Origin of the sequence: Kitasatospora sp. NPDC101447, from assembly GCF_044767225.1 — a bacterium.
Classification (GTDB): Bacteria; Actinomycetota; Actinomycetes; order Streptomycetales; family Streptomycetaceae; genus Kitasatospora.
The window spans coordinates 23228-39995 of sequence record NZ_JBIWNL010000026.1 but is presented as its reverse complement, the minus strand read 5'-3'; the positions used below and the strand labels follow the sequence as shown (position 1 = coordinate 39995).

General features: G+C 74.1%; 15 protein-coding genes. 4 read left to right on the top strand and 11 right to left on the bottom strand.

The annotated features are described in order from the left end of the window. Positions 1 to 70: 70 nt before the first annotated feature. The 4 genes from ACIRST_RS29450 to ACIRST_RS29435 form a co-directional block, all read right to left on the bottom strand. Positions 71 to 2101 carry a flotillin family protein gene (locus ACIRST_RS29450; protein WP_402805681.1) on the bottom strand — a complete coding sequence of 677 codons (2031 nt, stop codon included), beginning with the start codon at positions 2099 to 2101 and terminating at the stop codon, positions 71 to 73. Between the two features lie 151 nt (positions 2102 to 2252). Continuing rightward, positions 2253 to 3101, bottom strand: a complete 849-nt coding sequence (locus ACIRST_RS29445; RefSeq protein ID WP_402805679.1) for a hypothetical protein — start codon at positions 3099 to 3101, stop codon at positions 2253 to 2255. A 276-nt stretch (positions 3102 to 3377) separates the two neighbouring features. Next, positions 3378 to 4493, bottom strand: a complete 1116-nt coding sequence (locus ACIRST_RS29440; RefSeq protein WP_402805676.1) for a PucR family transcriptional regulator — start codon at positions 4491 to 4493, stop codon at positions 3378 to 3380. 169 nt (positions 4494 to 4662) lie between these two features. Then, positions 4663 to 5496 (bottom strand): GntR family transcriptional regulator, encoded by an 834-nt coding sequence (locus ACIRST_RS29435; protein ID WP_402805673.1) that lies wholly within the window; start codon positions 5494 to 5496, stop codon positions 4663 to 4665. A 229-nt stretch (positions 5497 to 5725) separates the two neighbouring features. Between ACIRST_RS29435 and ACIRST_RS29430 the strand changes: the two genes are divergently transcribed. Together ACIRST_RS29430 and ACIRST_RS29425 are read left to right on the top strand one after the other, a co-directional pair. Next, positions 5726 to 6487 carry a tyrosine-protein phosphatase gene (locus ACIRST_RS29430; protein WP_402805670.1) on the top strand — a complete coding sequence of 254 codons (762 nt, stop codon included), beginning with the start codon at positions 5726 to 5728 and terminating at the stop codon, positions 6485 to 6487. Positions 6488 to 6663: 176 nt separating this feature from the next. Beyond that, a complete protein-coding gene (locus tag ACIRST_RS29425) occupies positions 6664 to 7227 on the top strand; it encodes a DUF4291 domain-containing protein (RefSeq protein WP_402805667.1) in 564 nt (187 codons plus the stop codon). A gap of 12 nt (positions 7228 to 7239) precedes the next feature. On the opposite strand, the gene ACIRST_RS29420 is transcribed toward ACIRST_RS29425, so the two are convergent. Continuing rightward, the gene (locus tag ACIRST_RS29420; protein WP_402805665.1) at positions 7240 to 8112 is read right to left on the bottom strand and encodes an ABC transporter permease; all 873 of its coding nucleotides are present in this window, start codon (positions 8110 to 8112) and stop codon (positions 7240 to 7242) included. Beyond that, positions 8109 to 9035: an ABC transporter ATP-binding protein gene (locus ACIRST_RS29415; protein WP_402805662.1), complete on the bottom strand. Its 927-nt coding sequence runs from the start codon at positions 9033 to 9035 to the stop codon at positions 8109 to 8111. The genes ACIRST_RS29420 and ACIRST_RS29415 overlap by 4 nt, the downstream gene beginning before the upstream one ends. A 134-nt stretch (positions 9036 to 9169) precedes the next feature. On the opposite strand from ACIRST_RS29415, the gene ACIRST_RS29410 reads away from it, so the two are divergent. Together ACIRST_RS29410 and ACIRST_RS29405 are read left to right on the top strand one after the other, a co-directional pair. Continuing rightward, positions 9170 to 10348: a histidine kinase gene (locus ACIRST_RS29410; RefSeq protein ID WP_350521444.1), complete on the top strand. Its 1179-nt coding sequence runs from the start codon at positions 9170 to 9172 to the stop codon at positions 10346 to 10348. Then, positions 10345 to 11022: a response regulator transcription factor gene (locus tag ACIRST_RS29405; RefSeq protein WP_350521443.1), complete on the top strand. Its 678-nt coding sequence runs from the start codon at positions 10345 to 10347 to the stop codon at positions 11020 to 11022. The genes ACIRST_RS29410 and ACIRST_RS29405 overlap by 4 nt, the downstream gene beginning before the upstream one ends. Before the next feature lie 91 nt (positions 11023 to 11113). Here ACIRST_RS29405 and ACIRST_RS29400 read toward each other — a convergent pair whose 3' ends face one another. From ACIRST_RS29400 to ACIRST_RS29380, 5 genes are all read right to left on the bottom strand, one after another. Next, positions 11114 to 12202 (bottom strand): hypothetical protein, encoded by a 1089-nt coding sequence (locus ACIRST_RS29400; RefSeq protein ID WP_402805660.1) that lies wholly within the window; start codon positions 12200 to 12202, stop codon positions 11114 to 11116. A gap of 354 nt (positions 12203 to 12556) precedes the next feature. Then, positions 12557 to 13222, bottom strand: coding sequence for a hypothetical protein (locus ACIRST_RS29395; RefSeq protein WP_402805657.1), 666 nt, complete (start codon positions 13220 to 13222; stop codon positions 12557 to 12559). A gap of 127 nt (positions 13223 to 13349) precedes the next feature. Continuing rightward, complete coding sequence (locus ACIRST_RS29390; protein ID WP_402805655.1) at positions 13350 to 14369, bottom strand: N-acetylglucosamine kinase; 1020 nt, start codon at positions 14367 to 14369, stop codon at positions 13350 to 13352. Between the two features lie 147 nt (positions 14370 to 14516). Further along, positions 14517 to 15830: a 6-phospho-beta-glucosidase gene (locus ACIRST_RS29385; RefSeq protein WP_350521439.1), complete on the bottom strand. Its 1314-nt coding sequence runs from the start codon at positions 15828 to 15830 to the stop codon at positions 14517 to 14519. Then, complete coding sequence (locus ACIRST_RS29380; protein WP_402805652.1) at positions 15830 to 16747, bottom strand: carbohydrate ABC transporter permease; 918 nt, start codon at positions 16745 to 16747, stop codon at positions 15830 to 15832. The genes ACIRST_RS29385 and ACIRST_RS29380 overlap by 1 nt, the downstream gene beginning before the upstream one ends. Positions 16748 to 16768 lie beyond the last annotated feature (21 nt).

The following is a 16768-nucleotide window of genomic DNA, read 5'->3' as shown; positions in this document are numbered from 1 at the left end:
GAGCGGTGTTGCCCGTTGCCCGGAGCGGGTGCTGCCCGTTGCCGGGAGCGGTGTCGCCCGGAGCCGTAGGCTACTTGGAGCCGTTCAGCGCGGCGCCGCCACCGGCCAGCGTCCCGATCGGGGTCTCGGCGATGCCCAGCTTCCGTGCCGACTCCAGGAGTTGGCGCAGCTGCCCGGACTGCGCGCCGGCGCCCGAGCCGATCAGCTGCATCAGCAGCGCGGAGACGGTCAGGTTCTGCACGTCCGCGGTGGAGACCGAGGACAGCACCCGGGTGAGGTCCTCGGTGAAGCTGGCCCGTCCGTCCAGCCAGGGGCCGGCCAGGGTCTGCGCGGTCTGCGAGTGGCCGACGAAGGCGTCCACGCTCTTGCCGGCCGTCACCGACTGCACCAGGCGGTCGAAGAAGACCGAGTCCCCGCCGACGATGTCGATCTTGGCCTTCTCCAGTCCGGTCGCGACCAGCGCGGCCTGCGCCTCGGCGATCTGCCGCTGCGCGTCCAGCCCGGCCAGCCGGACGTCCTTCTCGGCGGCCAGCCGCAGCCGGTACTCCTCGTGCTCGCGCGAGGCCTCGTCCAGCTTGGCCATCGCGGCGGCCTTCTCGGTCAGGCCCTCGGCCTCGGCCTTCAGCTTGGCGCCGACCTCCAGCGCGGCGGCCTTGGCCTTCTCGGCCTGGACGACGGCCTCGGCGAGGCCCACCTTCTCCACGGCCGCGGCCTCCTGCTCCCGCACCTGGACGCGGGCCAGACCCTCGGCGGCGGCCTCCGCCCGGACGCCCTCGGCCATCCGGATCTTGGCGGCCGCGTCCAGCTCGGCGGCCTGCTGCCGGGCCTCGGCCAGCACCAGCGCCTCGCGGGCCTTGTGCGTGGCGGCCTGCTCGGCGGCCTCGGCGGCCTTGATGTCCTTGACGAGCTTCTCCTGGGCCTCCGCCTCGGCCTGGATGACGACCGCCTTGCGGACGCGCTCGGCCTCCTCGGTGGCGCGCAGCGTCTTGACGGCCTCCTCCTGCTCGGCGACGGTCCGGTCCACCGCGACCCGCTCGCGGACCACGTCGGCGACGTCCCGCTTGGCGGACTCGACCTCCTTCTCCTTGGCGATCGAGGCGAGTTGGGTCTCCCGCTCGCGGCCGACGACCTCCAGCAGGCGGTCCTTCTCGATCCGCTCGTTCTCCACCGCGATCACCCGCTCGCGGTTCTTCTGCGCCACCGCGACCTCGCGGGCCTGGTTCTCCCGCTGCACCCCGAGCAGTTCCTCGGTGCGCAGGAACGCGGTCTGCGCGTTGAGCCGCTCCTCCTCCTGCACCCGGGCGATCACGGCGTCCTCCTTGGCCCGCAGGGTCTCGATCTCGCGGCGCTGGCGGATCTCGGCGTCGGCCTGGCGCCGTTCGAGCTCCAGGACGGTCTCCCGGGCGTCGACGTTCTGCCGGGTGATCTCCTTCTCCTCGGTGCGCTGGTACTCGTTGGTGCGCACGTGCTCGATCGCGGTCAGCTCGGTGATCTTGCGGATGCCCTGGGCGTCCAGGATGTTGTCGCCGTCCAGCTGGCTCATCGGGGTCTGTTCGAGGTGGTCGATGGCCGCGTCCTCCAGCGTGTAGCCGTTGAGGTCGGTGCCGATGACCGCGATGATCTGGTCCCGGAACTCGTGCCGGTGGGTGTACAGGTCGGTGAAGTCCAGTTGCTTGCCGACGGTCTTGAGCGCCTCGGCGAACTTCGCCGCGAAGAAGTCCTGGATCGCCTGCGGATCGCTGGCCCGGGCGGTGCCGATCGACTGCGCGACCTTGACGACGTCCTCGACGGTCTTGTTCACCCGGACGAAGAAGGAGATCCGGATGTCCGCGCGGATGTTGTCGCGGCAGATCAGGCCGTCCCGGCCGGCCCGGTGGATCTCCACCGTCTTGGCGGTGATGTCCATCAGCTCGGCCTTGTGGATGACCGGTAGGACGATCGCGCCGGTGAAGGTGACGTCCACCTTCTTCGTCCGGGAGACGATCAGTGCCTTGCCCTGCTCGACCTTCTGGAACAGGCGGCCCACGAAGAGCAGCATGGCGAGCACGATGAGCAGCACGACGGCGACGAGTACGCCGAAACCCACGGCGATGGTGTCCATCACGGAGTCCTTTGACGATGGCGAGACGGTGCGAACAGGAGAGTTGGGGAAGTGAACCGACGGGGAGCGCCGAACGGGATCCGGCGGGTCCGGGCCGGCGGGTCCGGGCCGACAGGTTCGGCTGTCGGGCTCGGCTGTCGGGCTCGGGCCGTCAGGTGAGGCCCGGCGGCGACGGGTCGAAGGGCGCCACCAGGAAGTGCTCGCCCTCGGCGTCGTAGTCGAAGATCAGGGCGGTCCGCCCGACGGTCAGCTCGGGTTCCGGGGTGGTCGTGCGGACCTGGACGGTCGCGGTGGAGCCGTCCTCGGCGGTGACCTCGGCCTGCCCGAAGTCGGCCGTCACCCGGCCGGTCCGGATCACGCAGACCCGGCCGACGAAGTCCCCCCGGGTGGTCGGCCGGTCCTGCGGGAAGAGCCGCCGCAGCGGCTTGACGAGCACCCGGGTGCCCGCCCAGGAGGCGACCAGCGCGACGGCGAACACTCCACCGCGCGCCGGCGCCCCCGAGGTGAGCACGGTGCCGGCCAGGCTGACGAACCAGGCGAGCGCGACCAGCAGCGAAACCGCCACCGTCACGGGCACGCCGCCCAGCCCGAGCGCGTCCAGCGCGCCCCCGTGGTGGCCGGCCCCCGTGCGGGTGCCGTCACCGCCGTTCCCCCCGTCGGAGCCGCGTCCGTCGGTGCCGTGCCCGCCGTGTGCCCCGTGTGCCCCGTGTGCCACGTGGCCCCCGTGTGCCACGTGGCTCCCGGCACCGTGCCCCCCGGCACCGTGCCCCCCGGCACCGTGCCCCCCGGCACTGTGCCCGACGTGACCCGCATGGCCGACGTGACCGACATGCCCGGCATCCAGGTGGTGCCCGACGCCGTGCCCCCCGTGCAGGGCGTCGAACCCCAGTCCGCCGAGCAGCATCAGCAGCCAGTACCCGACGACGACCACCAGCGCGAAGCTGAACAGCGCGGTCGGAAAGGCCAGCGCGGCCGCGAAGAATTCCCCCGTCCCGGCCACGCTCCCCCGCCTTTCCCCCGGCACCGCGCTTCGGCGCCGGGGAGATCATGGCAGTGGAGGAGCCGGCCGCACATTGCCAGGATCCGGCAATCTTTACGGCTCTTTGACACCCTGGTACGCGCGACCCACGTGACACTGCAACAGCCGGGCAACAGAACGGCCGCCGGACGGTCGCAGCGGGCCCGCGCGGGTTTGGCGAACGGGCTCGGCGAGCGTCCGGCGGGCGGGTTCGGCGAGCGTTCGATGACGGGCTCGACGCCGGGCTCGACGCCGGGCCTAGAGCGGCTGCTCCGGCCAGTTCAGCAGCCGCGCGCCCATCGCCGCGGTCTCCAGCGTGAAGCGCTGCAGCGCGTCCGACGGGTCGTACCCCGTGAGCGCCTTGATCCGCTCCAGCCGGTAGCCCAGCGTCCGCACGCTCAGCCCCAGCCGCCGCGCCGCCTCCGCGTTCACGTACGCGGCCTCCGCCTGCACCGCGATGGTGTCCAGCAGGGGGCGGGCGCCGCCGCGCGACTCGGTCAGCGGGCCGAGCACGCTGCGCACCAGGTCCGCCATGGCCGCCCGGTCGCGCATCAGCACCGGGAAGACCAGCAGTTCCTCGGCCTTCAGCTGCCGGGTCGGCAGGTTCAGGCGCTGCGCGTAGTCCAGCGCGTCCAGCGCCTCCTCGTAGCTGCGCAGGACCCCGCTCGGCCCCGAGTGCCGACGGCCGGTGGCCACCCGCTGCACCGGGCGGTAGCCGGAGCCCGGGCGCAGCGTCAGATCGGCGAAGGCCTCCAGCACGGCCCGCTCGGAGTCCGGGGCTATGCAGACCAGCCGGCCGTCCTTGCCGGCCAGCAGGACGTCCCGCTCGCCGAACCGCCCGGCCAGTTCCCGCTCCACCCGGTGCACCATCGGGTGCACGTCCGCGAAGGGCTCGTCGCCCACCGCGACCGCCACCGTGTACGCACCCGCCAGCCGCAGCCCGAACCGCTCCGCGCGCTCGGCGAGCAGGCCGAGGTCGCTGCGGCCGAACAGCAGGTCGTCGATGAACTCCCGCCTGGCTGCTTCCTCCTGACGGACCGCCAGTCGCTGCGCGCGCTCGTGCCCCTCGCCGAGTGCGGCGAGTGCGGCGTCGGTGGCGGCGAGCACGGCGTCGCCCATCCGGCGCAGTTCGTTGACGCTGGTCGCCGAGGCCGTCCCGGGCAGCGTCTGCCAGGCCCGGCGGGCCGCCGCCAGGCAGTGCGCCACCACCTCGCGCAGCCCGTACCCGGCCTCCGCGCAGTGCTCGCCGAGCCTGCGCAGACCCTCCAGCTCGTCGCGGCGCAGCAGCCGGCCGGTGCGGGAGACGTCGGCGAGCAGGACGAGGTAGGCCTCGGCCAGCTCGGTGGGTATGTCGTGCTCGATCCCCTCGGTCACCTTGTCCTGCCATCCCCCGAACGACCTGGTGATTCGGCGCTGAACACTAGCAGGACCGATACGGCCGGAGGCCGGTGCCGCCGCACGCGCGGGCCCTGCGCCGCCCGGCCTGCGCGACCCGGCACCGCCCGGCCTGCGCGACCCGGCACCGCCCGCGCGGGAGCCCGCGCTAGCGGTCGCGGAAGTGCAGCACGAACCGGGCGCTGCTGCCGTCGATCCGCCGCCGCACGTACAGGGCCGGGGTGCCGTCCGGGGTGCAGCTGACGCCTTCGCGGACCAGCAGTGCGGTGCCCGGCGGGACGCCCAGCAGTTCGGCGTCGGCGAGGTCCGCGCCGACCGCGCCGAAGGCCCGCCAGTCGTACTCCAGCTCCACTCCGGCGGCGCGCGCCAGGTCCAGCACGAGGTTCCCGGGGCGCCCGGGCCGGACCAGCTCGTCGGGCAGCGGGCCGAACGGGACCCAGTAGCTGCAGGCGGCCCGGGCCCGGCCGCCCAGCCGGATCACCGAGTCCACCCGGGACAGCTCGCCGGGCTCACGCCCCAGCTGGCGGGCCGCCTCCGCGTCCTCCGCCGCGCCGGTGACGGGCGGCGCGGCGACGACGAACTCGCCGTCGTCCTGAGCGCCGTCCGGGCCGCCGTCCCGATCGCCGCCCTCGTCGCCCTCCCGGCCGGGGCCGGGGCCGTGGCTGCCGGCGGGCAGGGCGGCGTGGACACTGCCGAGGTCGAAGCGCTGGCTGCGCGGGTCCACGGTGATCGACACGCGGACGGCGGGCGGGCGGACGAAGGTGCCCACGCCCCGGCGGATCTCCACCACGGCCGCCCGCTCCAGCTCGGCGACCGCCTGCCGCACGGTCAGCCGGTTCACGCCGAACTCGGTGCTCAGCTCCGGCTCGCTCGGCAGTCGGGCGCCCGCCGGGTACGTGCCGGCGTCGATGCGCTCCTGGAGCCGTCGCGCGAGGCGGCGGTACAGCGGGGTGCTCGGGGTGCTCGGAGGGTTGGTCGCCACACCGTCGATCCTACGAAGCCCGCCGCCCCGAGCCCGCCGCCCGGAACCGCCGCCCCAGCCCGCCGCCCCTTCCGGGTCGCCCCGGCGCACGGACGGGGGTGGGATGGAGGGAGCGCCGTCGGCCGCCGCTTGCCCGGCGACCCCCGGAGGGGTTAGACATCTAGACGTCTAGATGTCCGTCCGGATGCCCCACCCCTCCCGAGCGCGGCTCCACCGAAAGGCCTCACGCATGTCCCTGGTCAACTTCCGCGACGCCGCCGTCCTCGGCGACCCCGAGGGCCGTCGGGTCCGCCCCGGCGTGCTGTACCGCTCCGCCCAGCCGTTCCCGGCTGCCGACGAGGCCACCGTCGCCCAGCTGCGCGCCTGCGACATCCGTACGATCGTCGACCTGCGCGACCTGCGGGAGACCGACCCCGCCGACTGGGCCGCCGCGGAGGCCGCCGGGATAGCCGTCGTCGCGGCCCCGGTGAACCCCGCCGCCGACGCCCTCACCGCGCGGATGAGCACCATGACCACGGCCGCCGACCTCGGCGACTTCTACGTGCTGCTGGCCGAGTCCGCCCCCGAGGCGGTCGCCGCCGCCGTCGAGGCCACCGTCCGCCCCGGCGCCGTCCTGCTGCACTGCGCGGCGGGCAAGGACCGCACCGGCCTGCTGACCGCCCTGCTCCTCGACCTCCTGGGCGCCTCCGCGGACCGCATCGTCGCCGACTACGCCCGCACCGCCGACGCCCTCCCGCAGATCTTCGCGGGCCTCGCCGAACGCCACCGCGCCGCGCTCAACGATTACTCCCCCTCCCGCGTCACCGACTCCCAGGGCCGCCACCTCACCATCCCCGCGCCCCTGCTGGAGGCCCCGGCCGAGGCCATGTCCGTCTTCCTCGACCGCGTCCGCACCCACCACGGCGGCGCCGCCTCCTTCCTCCCCGCCTGCGGCGTCCCGGCCGCCACGATCACCGCCTTCCGCGCCAAGGCCGGCGCCGGCGTGAGCTGACCTGGCGCCCCCCGGCGCCTCCCGGGGCCCCGCCGCCCCGCCCGCGCGGCAATTCCGTTGCGCCGCCCCGCCCACCCTGGCAGCGTGCCCTGCGGGGGACGCTGCCAGGACGGCAGAGGACGGCAGAGGACGGCGGGGATGCGCCGGGGAGCAGGAAGACCAGGGGGTGCGCCGCGATGACCGCGCTGCGGGAGATCCGCGCCGACCACGACGACCGGACGATCGTGGTCTACCAGGCCTACCCGCCCGCCGTCGCGGACGCGGCGCTGGCGGCGGGGCGCTTCGTGGCGCCGTTCGGCTTCCACCGGATGACGTGGATCAAGCCCTCGTTCCGCTGGCTGATGCACCGCAGCAACTGGGCGCAGAAGCCGGGGCAGACCCGGGTGCTGGCGGTGCGGATCACCCGTGAGGGCTGGGAGGACGCGCTGGCCCGGGCCGTGCCGACCACGGCGCACCCCGACGAGCTGGCCCGCGCCGAGGTCCACGTCCAGTGGGATCCGGAGCGCACGCTGCGCGGGGCGGCGCTCAACCACTACAGCATCCAGGTGGGCGTCGGCCGTTCGCTGGTCCGCACCTTCGCCGAGGAGTGGGTCACCGGGCTCACCGACCTCACCCCGCAGGTGCGGCGGATCGCCGCGCTGGTCCGCGGCGGGCAGGGGGCGAAGGCGCAGCGGCTGCTGCCGCCCGAGCGCCCGTACCCGCTGCCCGCCGCGACCGCGCAGCGCCTCGGCCTCGGTTAGGGGCGCGGCACCTCACACGTCCCGTCGCCGCACCACGACCACCGTGACTGCCACCGAGACGGCGGCCCACACGCCCATCGTGATCCAGGAGTCCAGCACGGTCGGCGCGTACTTCCCCATCGTCGTCGAGGAGTCGGGGTTGATCGTGAGCCGGGTGACGGTGCTGAGCGGCAGGTGGGTGCCGATCTCCTTGAGCCAGCGGTAGCGGTCCCCGCCGAACATCAGCGGCAGGATGAACATCAGCACCACCAGCGACACGATCGAGGCGGTGGCGTGCCGCAGCACCGCGCCGAGCGCCATGCCGATCAGCGCGCAGGTCGGCACGATCGCCGCGAAGCCGAGGACGGCGCGCAGGCAGCCGTCGTCGGCGATGGAGAGCCCGACGTGCCGGGAGGCGAGCATCGCGTTGGTGGCGAGGAAGGAGCCGAACGACACCACCAGCCCGGCGAGCGCGGTGATCCCGCCGATCAGCACCACCTTGGCCGTGACCACCGCGCGCCGGTCCGGTACGGCGGCGAAGGTGGTGCGGACCAGGCCGGTGGTGTACTCGCCGAACACGGTGATCGCACCGAGGCTGCCGGCCGCGATCGCCATCAGGTCGCTCGACATGCTGCTCAGGCCGTGGAACAGCGGGTCGTACCGGTACGGGGGGAAGCCAGGCGGCGGTGGGCTCGGGCGGTCGAGGTACGGCAGGTCACTGTGGACGGCGTTCAGGTTCACCACGATTGCCGCCAGTGCGGCGAGCGCGAGCACCCAGTACGTCGACCGCAGTGATCGGAGTTTGATCCACTCGGCGGCGAGCAGGTCGGTGAAGCGGGGTGCGGGTTCGGCGGTGTGTGGGGCGGTCGGGGCGAGGGGGGTGAGGGCGGTGTGGCTCGTGCTCATCGGGGTTCTCCAGCCGGGTGTTCGGCCGCCGGGTACTCGACGCTGTCGGCGGTCAGGGACATGAACGCGGTCTCCAGGGACGAGGTGCGGGTGGTCAGTTCGCCGAGCACCACGCCGTGCCGCAGGGCGAGTTCGCCGATCCGTTCGGCGGTCAGCCCGGTGACGACCGCCGACTGCGGCTCGTGGAGCTGTACGTCGGCGCCTTCCGTCCGCAACGCCTCGGCCAGCAGCGGGAGTTCGGGTGAGCGGACGGTCACCGAGGTCGTCGCGTTGCGGGCGGAGAACTCCGCCAGGCCCTCGTCGGCGATCAGCCGGCCGCGCCCGATCACCACCAGGCGGTCGGCGGTGTGCTCCATCTCGGCCATCATGTGGCTGGAGACGAACACCGTGCGCCCCTCGGCGGCCAGGCGGCGGAACAGCCCGCGCACCCACAGCACGCCCTCCGGGTCCAGCCCGTTCAGCGGCTCGTCGAAGAGCAGCACCGGCGGGTCGCCGAGCAGCGCGCCCGCGATGCCGAGCCGTTGTTTCATGCCCAGCGAGTAGCCGCCGATCCGCCGTCCGGCGGCCCGGCCCAGCCCGACCTCCTCCAACACCTCCTCCACCCGCCCGGCCGGGATCCGGTTGCTGCGGGCCAGCGCCCGCAGGTGCGCCCTCGCGCTGCGCCCGCCGTGGACGTCGCCCGCGTCCAGCAGCGCGCCGACGTGCCGCAGCCCGCGCGGCCGGCTCGCGAAGGGCACGCCGGCCACGGTGACGCTGCCCCCGGTGGGGGTGTCGAGGCCCAGGATCATCCGCAGTGTCGTGGACTTGCCGGCGCCGTTGGGGCCGAGGAAGCCGGTGACGGCGCCGGGCCGGACGGTGAAGGTCAGTTGGTCGACGGCCGTGGTGGCGCCGTACCTCTTGGTCAGTCGCTCGATCTCGATCACGGGGACAACGCTGCCGGTCGCCGCCCCGCCCGGGCGTCGGGCGGCGGGCCACAACTGCGGGCCGGCGCACTGGCCCCGGGGATTACGCCCGCCGGCCAATGCGCCGCCGAACGGGACGCGGCTACCATCGCGTCATGATCACCGAAGCCCGCCCGCCGCTGCTCAGGCGCCTACCGCCGGGCGTGTGGGTGGCGGCGCTCTGGACGGCCCTGGTGGTGTTCCGCTGCTTCACGCGTGAGGACGAGCTGAGCCACCTGTTCAGGTACTACGGCAACCCGGAGGACATGCCGCTGGTGGTCACCGCGGTGGTCACCACGTCGGTCGCGACCCTGCTGGTCCGGCTGCCGCTGGCGGCCATCGCGGTGGCGCTCGGAGGCAGCGTCTTCGCGCTCGGGATGTGGGAGGTTCCGGAGACCACCGGGCTCCAGTTCCTGATCGCCGACGGGGTCGTCGGCTACTGCGCGGCCACCCGCTCCCGGCGCGTCTCGCTGAGCGCCCTGGCGCTGCCGCTCGCCACGCTCGCCGGGCTAATGCTCTGGGGTGCCGTCCACGACTACCCCGTCAACCCGCTCGCCTACGCGGGCTACGCCGCGACCGTGCTGATCGCCTGGCTGGTCGGCAACACCGTGCACCAGACCCGCGCCCACACCGAGGCGCTGCGCGGCCGGGCCTCCGAGCAGGCCATCACCGCCGAACGGCTGCGGATCGCCCGGGAGTTGCACGACATGGTCGCGCACAGCATCGGCATCATCGCGATCCAGGCCGGCATGGGCAGCCGGGTCATGGACACCCAGCCCGCCGAGGCCCGCAACGCGCTGGCCGCCATCGAGACCACCAGCCGGGAGACCCTGGCCGGCCTGCGCCGGATGCTCGGCGCGCTGCGGGCCGGCGAGCAGGAGTCCGCACCGCTCGAAGTCGCCCCGGGTCTCGCCGAGTTGGACCGACTGGTGGAGAAGAGCGCGGGCGCCGGCGTCCGGGTCGCGGTGACCCGCGGCGGCGAGTCGCGAGCCCTGCCCGCCGACGTCGACCTCGCCGCGTTCCGGATCGTCCAGGAAGCGGTGACCAACGTGGTCAAGCACTCCGGCACCCGCGACTGCCACGTCACCGTCGACTACCGGCCGGACGAACTGGCCGTCACCGTCGTCGACCTGGGAGCCGCCCCGGCGACGCCCACCCCCGGCACCGGCTACGGCATCGCCGGCATGCGCGAGCGGGTCGCCCTGCTGCACGGCGAGTTCAGCGCCGGCCCGCGCCCCGAAGGCGGCTTCCTTGTCGCCGCCCGACTGCCGATCCCCGTGGAGGTGGGACCGTGATCCGCGTCGTTCTCGTGGACGACCAGCCGCTCATCCGCACCGGCCTGCGCGTGCTCATCGCCGACGCCCCGGACCTGGAGGTGGTCGGCGAGGCCGGCGACGGCGCCGAGGCCGTCGACCTGGTCGCCCGGCTGCGCCCCGACGTCGCGGTGATGGACATCCGGATGCCCGGGACGGACGGCATCGAGGCCACCCGCCGGATCACCGCCGACCCGGACCTGCCCACCCACGTCCTCGTGCTCACCACCTTCGACGACGACGACTACGTGTACGGCGCCCTGCGGGCCGGCGCGAGCGGCTTCCTGGTCAAGGACCTCGCCCTGGAGACCATCCTGGACGGCATCCGGGTCGTCGCCGCCGGGGACGCGCTGATCGCCCCCGGCATCACCCGCCGTCTGATCGGCGAGTTCGCCGCCCGTCCGGACAACGGCGGGGGCAACGGCGGGGCGGCCCGGCAGCCCCGGCGGGCCGTCACCGGGAGCGTCACCGAGCGCGAGCGCGAGGTGCTCACCCTGGTCGGCCGCGGTCTGTCCAACGCCGAGATCGCCGAGGAGCTCACCATCAGCGTGGCCACCGCCAAGGCCCACGTCGCGCGGCTCTTCACCAAGCTCGACGCCCGCGACCGAGTTCATCTGGTCATCCAGGCCTACGAGTTCGGGCTGGTCAGCCCCTGACGGCGCCCCTTGGGAACGCCGAGCGCCGGGGCGGGCCCGCACGGCCCGCCCCGGCACCCCGACGTGCCGGCGCCTCAACGCACCGCCGGCGTCAGTGGACGATCGCGTGCGAGATCTGGCAGCCGCTGACCGCGTTCGACCAGGTGCCCTGCATGGCGAACGACCCGGTCGCGAAGGTCACGTTCTGCGCGCCGCCGGTCCCGCCGGTGCCCTTCCAGGCACACTTGTCGGCGTTCTCGTACCCGGTCGAGTCGGTCCAGCCGCCGGCCGGGTTCTGGTCGGTGACGGTCTCCGAGTACTCGTGGCCGTACACGATGGTCACGCCGTCCAGCGTGCCCGCACTGCCGCTGTTGACGTAGTTCTGGCCGCAGGAGGCGCCCATGTCCGTCACGTACGGGTCGTTGGTGAACGCCACGTCGCCGTACGGGGACGGGGCGGCGCCGCCGGTCAGCGTGGTGTCGCCGTTCCAGTCGTGCCAGGCGCAGAAGCCCCCGTTCGGGGTGTTGAAGCCGTCCGGGTGCGTGCCGGTGGGCGAGAGCACCACGTACTGGACGTTGCGGTTGGACGCGGCCGTGGTGTTGCCGAAGTGCCCGGCCGCCTTGACGGCCTCGGCGGCCAGCTGGTTGCCGGTGGCCTGGCCCGGGGCGGCGGCCGAGGAGTCCACCCAGACGCCGGCCAGCGCGCCGCCGGTCGGGTAGCCGACGTGCGCGGCGGTGGCCGGGCAGCTGGTCGCGCCCTTGGCGACGCCCTCGCAGTACTGCGTCATGACGCCGGACCAGGTCTCGTTGTTGGTCCCCAGCCCCTTGAACAGCTGCTGCGCGCGGACGGCGACGCCCTTCGGGTCGCCGGTGAGGGTGGTGTAGCCGTTGGCGTCGGTGCCCTGGGTGCCCCACTGGGTGCCCCAGAAGACCAGGTAGACCTTGGGGGCGCCGGTGGTGACACCGATGCCGTCCACGGCGCCGCCGTACTTCAGGTTGCTGGTCCGTGCGGCGGCGGAGTTGCCCGCCTCCTTGGTCGGGTGGGCGCCGTGCCGGTACGGGTGGGAGTTCCCGGCGAACTCGCCGCCCGGCTGGTCGGCCTGGGCGACCGGAGCGGCGAAGCCGGTGACGGCGAGGGCCAGCGCGCTGAGCCCGGTCAAGGCCCGGACACGCATCCGGCGGGAGGTGGGGGAGATGCCCATCGTGAGGGTTCCTCTCTCGCGCCGGCCGCACCCGGGTGGGGAAGCGGCGGCGCTGTGGGGGGACGAGCGGGGCGACGACGGCAGGCCGGAGCGGCGGACCGCCCGTCAGGGGCGGCCGGCGAAGAGGGGATGGGGGACCGGCGCACCGTCGACCGCCGGAAGCAAAGCAGAGCCGCCGAAACCGGGTCAACGAGGCTGAGAGTAAGACCAGCCCCAAGGGCGGCCCACGCGGAGGTATGGAACGTCAAAAGTCCCCAGCTGCCGGGCTGCTGACGCGCGTAGCTCAGCCGAATGTCAACAGTTGCGGGGAGGTTCTACACCGTATGCCGCCCCACGCCCACCCTGACGCCCGCCCTACGGCCGCTCGACCTCGCCGATCCGCATGATCCGCCCGTGGGAGTCCAGCACCACGTCGTAAGCGTTCCCGTGACACCCGTACGGGGGCGTGGGGTCCCGCTCCGCCAGGCAGTCGTCGAGGTGGGCGACCAGTTCCGTCAGCGGGACCGCCCTGGCCGGCTCGTCGTGCGGGCGGTCGACCAGGGTCGCCGCCACGCCGGCCGCCGCGAAGCCGTAGTGGACGGGGGTGCCGGTGGGGGCGTAGCGGGCGGGGCCGCAGGTGAAGCGGGCCGGCTGGGCGGTGAGTGCGGCGGGGCCGGCGGCCACGACGACGAGGACCTCGTGGCCCGGGAGCTCCGTGGGCGCCGTGCAGCCGGGGGCCGGGCCGGACGGAGCCGGGAGGGAGGGGTCGGCGGCGGAGGGGCCGGCGGCGGACGGGTCGGCCGTGGACGGGTCGGCGGCGGACGGGTCGGCCGCGGGGGAGTAGGCCTCCTCGACGTCCTCCTCCTCGCCCAGGAGTTCGTCGTCCTCGTCCAGCAGGTCGTCCGCCGCCTCGTCGGCGACCGCCGCGGCGGAGGCGGCGGCCACCGTCGGGCGGGAGTCGGCGGGGGTGCAGCCGGTGAGCGCGGCTGCGGTGCCGCAGGCCAGCAGGGCGGCGGCGAGGAGGTTGCGGGGCACGGCCATGGCACCAGTCTCCCCGGGCGGCGGCGTCCGCCGGTACTCGGGTCGTACGAGGACGACCGGGAGCATGGGTTCCCTCCTCCGCCGGACGTGCGGATCCGGCGGAGGAGGGAAGTTCGTTGACGCCGGGTCAGGCCGCGACCGGCCGCGGTCCCTCGTAGGCCTCGCGCAGCCGGGCCTGCGCCTGCGCGCCCGCCTTCAGGTGGTCCAGTCCGAGCAGTGCCGCGCCCAGCACCGGCGGCGCGACGACGACCCGGGGTTCGGCCAGCGGTGCGGCCTGCGCGAGGCGGGCCTTCACGTTGTCGAGCAGCAGCGGCTGTTCGGAGGCGAGCACGCCGCCGCCGAGCACGACCGGGGTGGGGGAGTCCAGCAGGTCGAGCCGTCTCAGGGCGACCACGGCGAGCCGGACGATCTCGTCGGCCTGGCGGTCGATCAGTTCCAGGGCGACGGCGTCCCCGTCGCCCGCGACCGCGAACAGCACCCGGACGAGTTCGTGCAGCCGGTCGCTCGACAGCTGCCCGAGGTGGACGGCCTCGGCGACGGAGCCGGCGCTGGGCAGCCCGAAGTGGTCGGCGATCGCGCGGGCGAGGGCGGTGGGCCCGCCGCGGCCGTCCTCGGACCGTACGGCGTGCCACATGCTGGTGATGGCGAGGCCGCCGCCGCCGCCCCAGTCGCCGGTGAGTTCGCCGAGGGCGGGGAAGCGGGCGGTGCGGCCGTCCGGCAGCAGGCCGACGCAGTTGATCCCGGCGCCGCAGACGACCGCGACGCCGCGCGGGCCGTCGGTGCCCGCGCGCAGCAGGCCGAAGGTGTCGTTGACGACGGTGGTGGTGACGCCCCAGGGGTGGGCTTCGAGGGCGTCGTGCAGGGCCTGCTCCTCGACCGGCAGGTCGGCGTTGGCGAGGCAGGCGCTGACGTGGCCGGTGAGCACGCCGTTCCAGGTCGGGTGGCCGGCCTCGGCTGCGGCCTGCCGGACGAGCGGGGCGAGGCCGGCGACGGCCGCGGCGCCGCCGATCCGCTGGGGGGCGAAGCCGCCGCCGCGGGCGGTGCCGAGGACGCTGCCGTCGACGCCGATCAGGGCGACGTCGGTCTTGGAGTTCCCCGCGTCGATGGCGAGTACGCCGGGCAGGAGTGGTTCGGGCTGGTGGGTCATCGGGTCCCCGCGGCTCGTACGTGGCCCGGCCGGGAAGTCGTCGGCCGGGGGTGCCCGGCCGGGTGTGGGCGGCCGGGTGTGGGCGGTCTCCTCGCAGTGCCGGCCCGCGCTCTCCTCGCGGGACGCGGGCCGGTACCGCGGGCCGGGTCAGGCCCAGGCGAGGTGCTCGCGGTTGTGGGCGAGCAGTCGGTCCGTGAGCCGGTCGGCGAGTTCGATCTGGCCGACCAGCGGGTGGGCGAGCAGCGCGTCGAAGACCCGGTCGCGCCCGCCGTGCAGCGCGGCGTCCAGGGCGAGGTGCTCGTACGCGGTGACGGCGGCGACGAGGCCGGCGTACAGCGGCTCCAGCGGGCGTTGCGGCAGCGGGCGCACGCCGCCGGCGTCGACCTCGGCGGGCACCTCGATGACGGCGTCGTCCGGCAGGAAGGGCAGCACGCCGTCGTTGCGGGTGTTGACGACCTGCACGGAGGTCCCGCCGCCGGTCCCGAGCAGGGCGGCGATCAGCTGGACGGCGGCTTCCGAGTAGAAGGCGCCGCCGCGCTTGCCGAGCAGCTCGGGCTTGGTGTCCAGGGTCGGGTCGGCGTACAGCTCCAGCAGCTGCCGCTCGATCTCGGCGACCTGCGCGGCCCGCGAGCCCTGTTCCCTGAGCTCGGCGACCACCGCGTCGTGCTGGTAGAAGTACCGCAGGTAGTAGGACGGTACGACCCCGAGCCGCTCGATGACGGCCTGCGGCAGGTGCAGGTCCTCGGCGATCTCCTTGCCGAAGCCGCCGAGCAGCTCCGGCAGCACCTCCCGCCCGCCGGCTGCGCCGGGGGCGTCCAGCAGGGTCACCCCGCGCTCCCAGGTCAGGTGGTTGAGCCCGACGTGGTCGAGCCGCACCAGCTCCGGGTCCACCCCGAGGTGCGCGGCGAACTTGCGCTGGAAGCCGATGGCGACGTTGCAGAGCCCGACGGCCTTGTGGCCGGCGGTCTGCAGGGCCCGGGTGACGATGCCGACCGGGTTGGTGAAGTCGACGATCCAGGCGTCCGGGTTGGTCCGGCGCACCTGCTCGGCGATGTCCAGCACCACCGGGACGGTGCGCAGCGCCTTGGCGAGCCCGCCGGCGCCGGTGGTCTCCTGCCCGACGCAGCCGCACTCCAGCGGCCAGGTCTCGTCCTGGTTGCGCGCCGCCTGCCCGCCGACGCGCAGTTGCAGCAGGACGGCGTCGGCGTCCGCGACGCCCGCCGTCAGGTCCGTGGTCACCGTGACGGCCGCGGAGTGCCCCTGTCGGGCGAAGATCCGCCGGGCGAGGCCGCCGATCAGCTCCAGCCGTTCGGCGGCCGGGTCGATCAGCACCAGTTCGCCGATCGGCAGGGTGTCGCGCAGCCGGGCGAAGCCGTCGATCAGCTCCGGGGTGTACGTCGAACCCCCGCCGACGACGGCGAGTTTGAGCGCGGCGGTTCCGGACGTCTTCGGTGCGGACATCAGCCCTTGACCCCTGTCAGTGTCACGCCTTCGATGAAGGCCTTCTGAGCGAAGAAGAAGAGGACGATCACCGGTGCCATCACCAGCAGGGTGGCGGCCATGGTGAGGTTCCAGTTGGTGTGGTGGGCGGCCTTGAAGGACTCCAGCCCGTACGAGAGGGTCCAGGCCTCGCGGTTGTTGCTGGCGTAGATCTGCGGGCCGAAGTAGTCGTTCCAGCAGTAGAAGAACTGGAACAGCGCGACCGCGGCGATGGCCGGCTTGGCCATCGGCAGGACCACCCGCAGCAGGGTGCGCAGGTCGCCGCAGCCGTCGATCCGGGCGGCCTCGATGTACTCCCGGGGGATGGTCATCAGGAACTGGCGCAGCAGGAAGATGGAGAACGCGTCGCCGAAGGCCATCGGGATGATCAGCGGCCAGAGCGAGCCGCTCATGCCCATCTGCTTGGCCCAGAACAGGTACATCGGGATGACGGTGACCTGCGGCGGCAGCATCATCATCGCGATGACCGCCATCAGTGCGAGGTTGCGGCCCCGGAAGCGGAACTTGGCGAGCGCGTAGGCGACCGGCAGGCTGGAGACGACGGTCAGCAGCGTGCCCGCGCCGGCGTAGAGCAGGGTGTTGCGCCACCAGGTGAGGAAGCCGGGGGTGTTCCACACCTTGCCGTAGTTGCCCCACTCCCAGTGGGTGGGCCAGTAGTCGGTGGTGAGCGCCTGCTGGTCGTCCATCAGCGAGGTGAGCAGCACGAAGACGAAGGGCAGCAGGAAGAACAGCGCGGCGGCGATGGCCAGCGAGTGGACGGCCACCCAGTGGAGCAGGGCGCGGCGCCGGGCGGCCCGGGCCGCGGGGCTGCCGGGCCGGCCGGGGCGGGCGGGGCCGGCCGGGGCCGGCGCCTCGGTGAGCGTGTTGCCGAGAGTCATGATCAGGTCCTCACTGGCCCG

Excerpts from the sequence above, each read along its gene's own strand:
- ACIRST_RS29390 (WP_402805655.1), bottom strand. The coding sequence starts at position 14,369 with ATGACCCACCAGCCCGAACCACTCCTGCCCGGCGTACTCGCCATCGAC.
- ACIRST_RS29400 (WP_402805660.1), bottom strand. The coding sequence starts at position 12,202 with ATGGGCATCTCCCCCACCTCCCGCCGGATGCGTGTCCGGGCCTTGACC.
- ACIRST_RS29450 (WP_402805681.1), bottom strand. The coding sequence starts at position 2,101 with ATGGACACCATCGCCGTGGGTTTCGGCGTACTCGTCGCCGTCGTGCTG.
- ACIRST_RS29380 (WP_402805652.1), bottom strand. The coding sequence starts at position 16,747 with ATGACTCTCGGCAACACGCTCACCGAGGCGCCGGCCCCGGCCGGCCCC.
- ACIRST_RS29395 (WP_402805657.1), bottom strand. The coding sequence starts at position 13,222 with ATGGCCGTGCCCCGCAACCTCCTCGCCGCCGCCCTGCTGGCCTGCGGC.
- ACIRST_RS29425 (WP_402805667.1), top strand. The coding sequence starts at position 6,664 with ATGACCGCGCTGCGGGAGATCCGCGCCGACCACGACGACCGGACGATC.
- ACIRST_RS29430 (WP_402805670.1), top strand. The coding sequence starts at position 5,726 with ATGTCCCTGGTCAACTTCCGCGACGCCGCCGTCCTCGGCGACCCCGAG.
- ACIRST_RS29410 (WP_350521444.1), top strand. The coding sequence starts at position 9,170 with ATGATCACCGAAGCCCGCCCGCCGCTGCTCAGGCGCCTACCGCCGGGC.
- ACIRST_RS29420 (WP_402805665.1), bottom strand. The coding sequence starts at position 8,112 with ATGAGCACGAGCCACACCGCCCTCACCCCCCTCGCCCCGACCGCCCCA.
- ACIRST_RS29385 (WP_350521439.1), bottom strand. The coding sequence starts at position 15,830 with ATGTCCGCACCGAAGACGTCCGGAACCGCCGCGCTCAAACTCGCCGTC.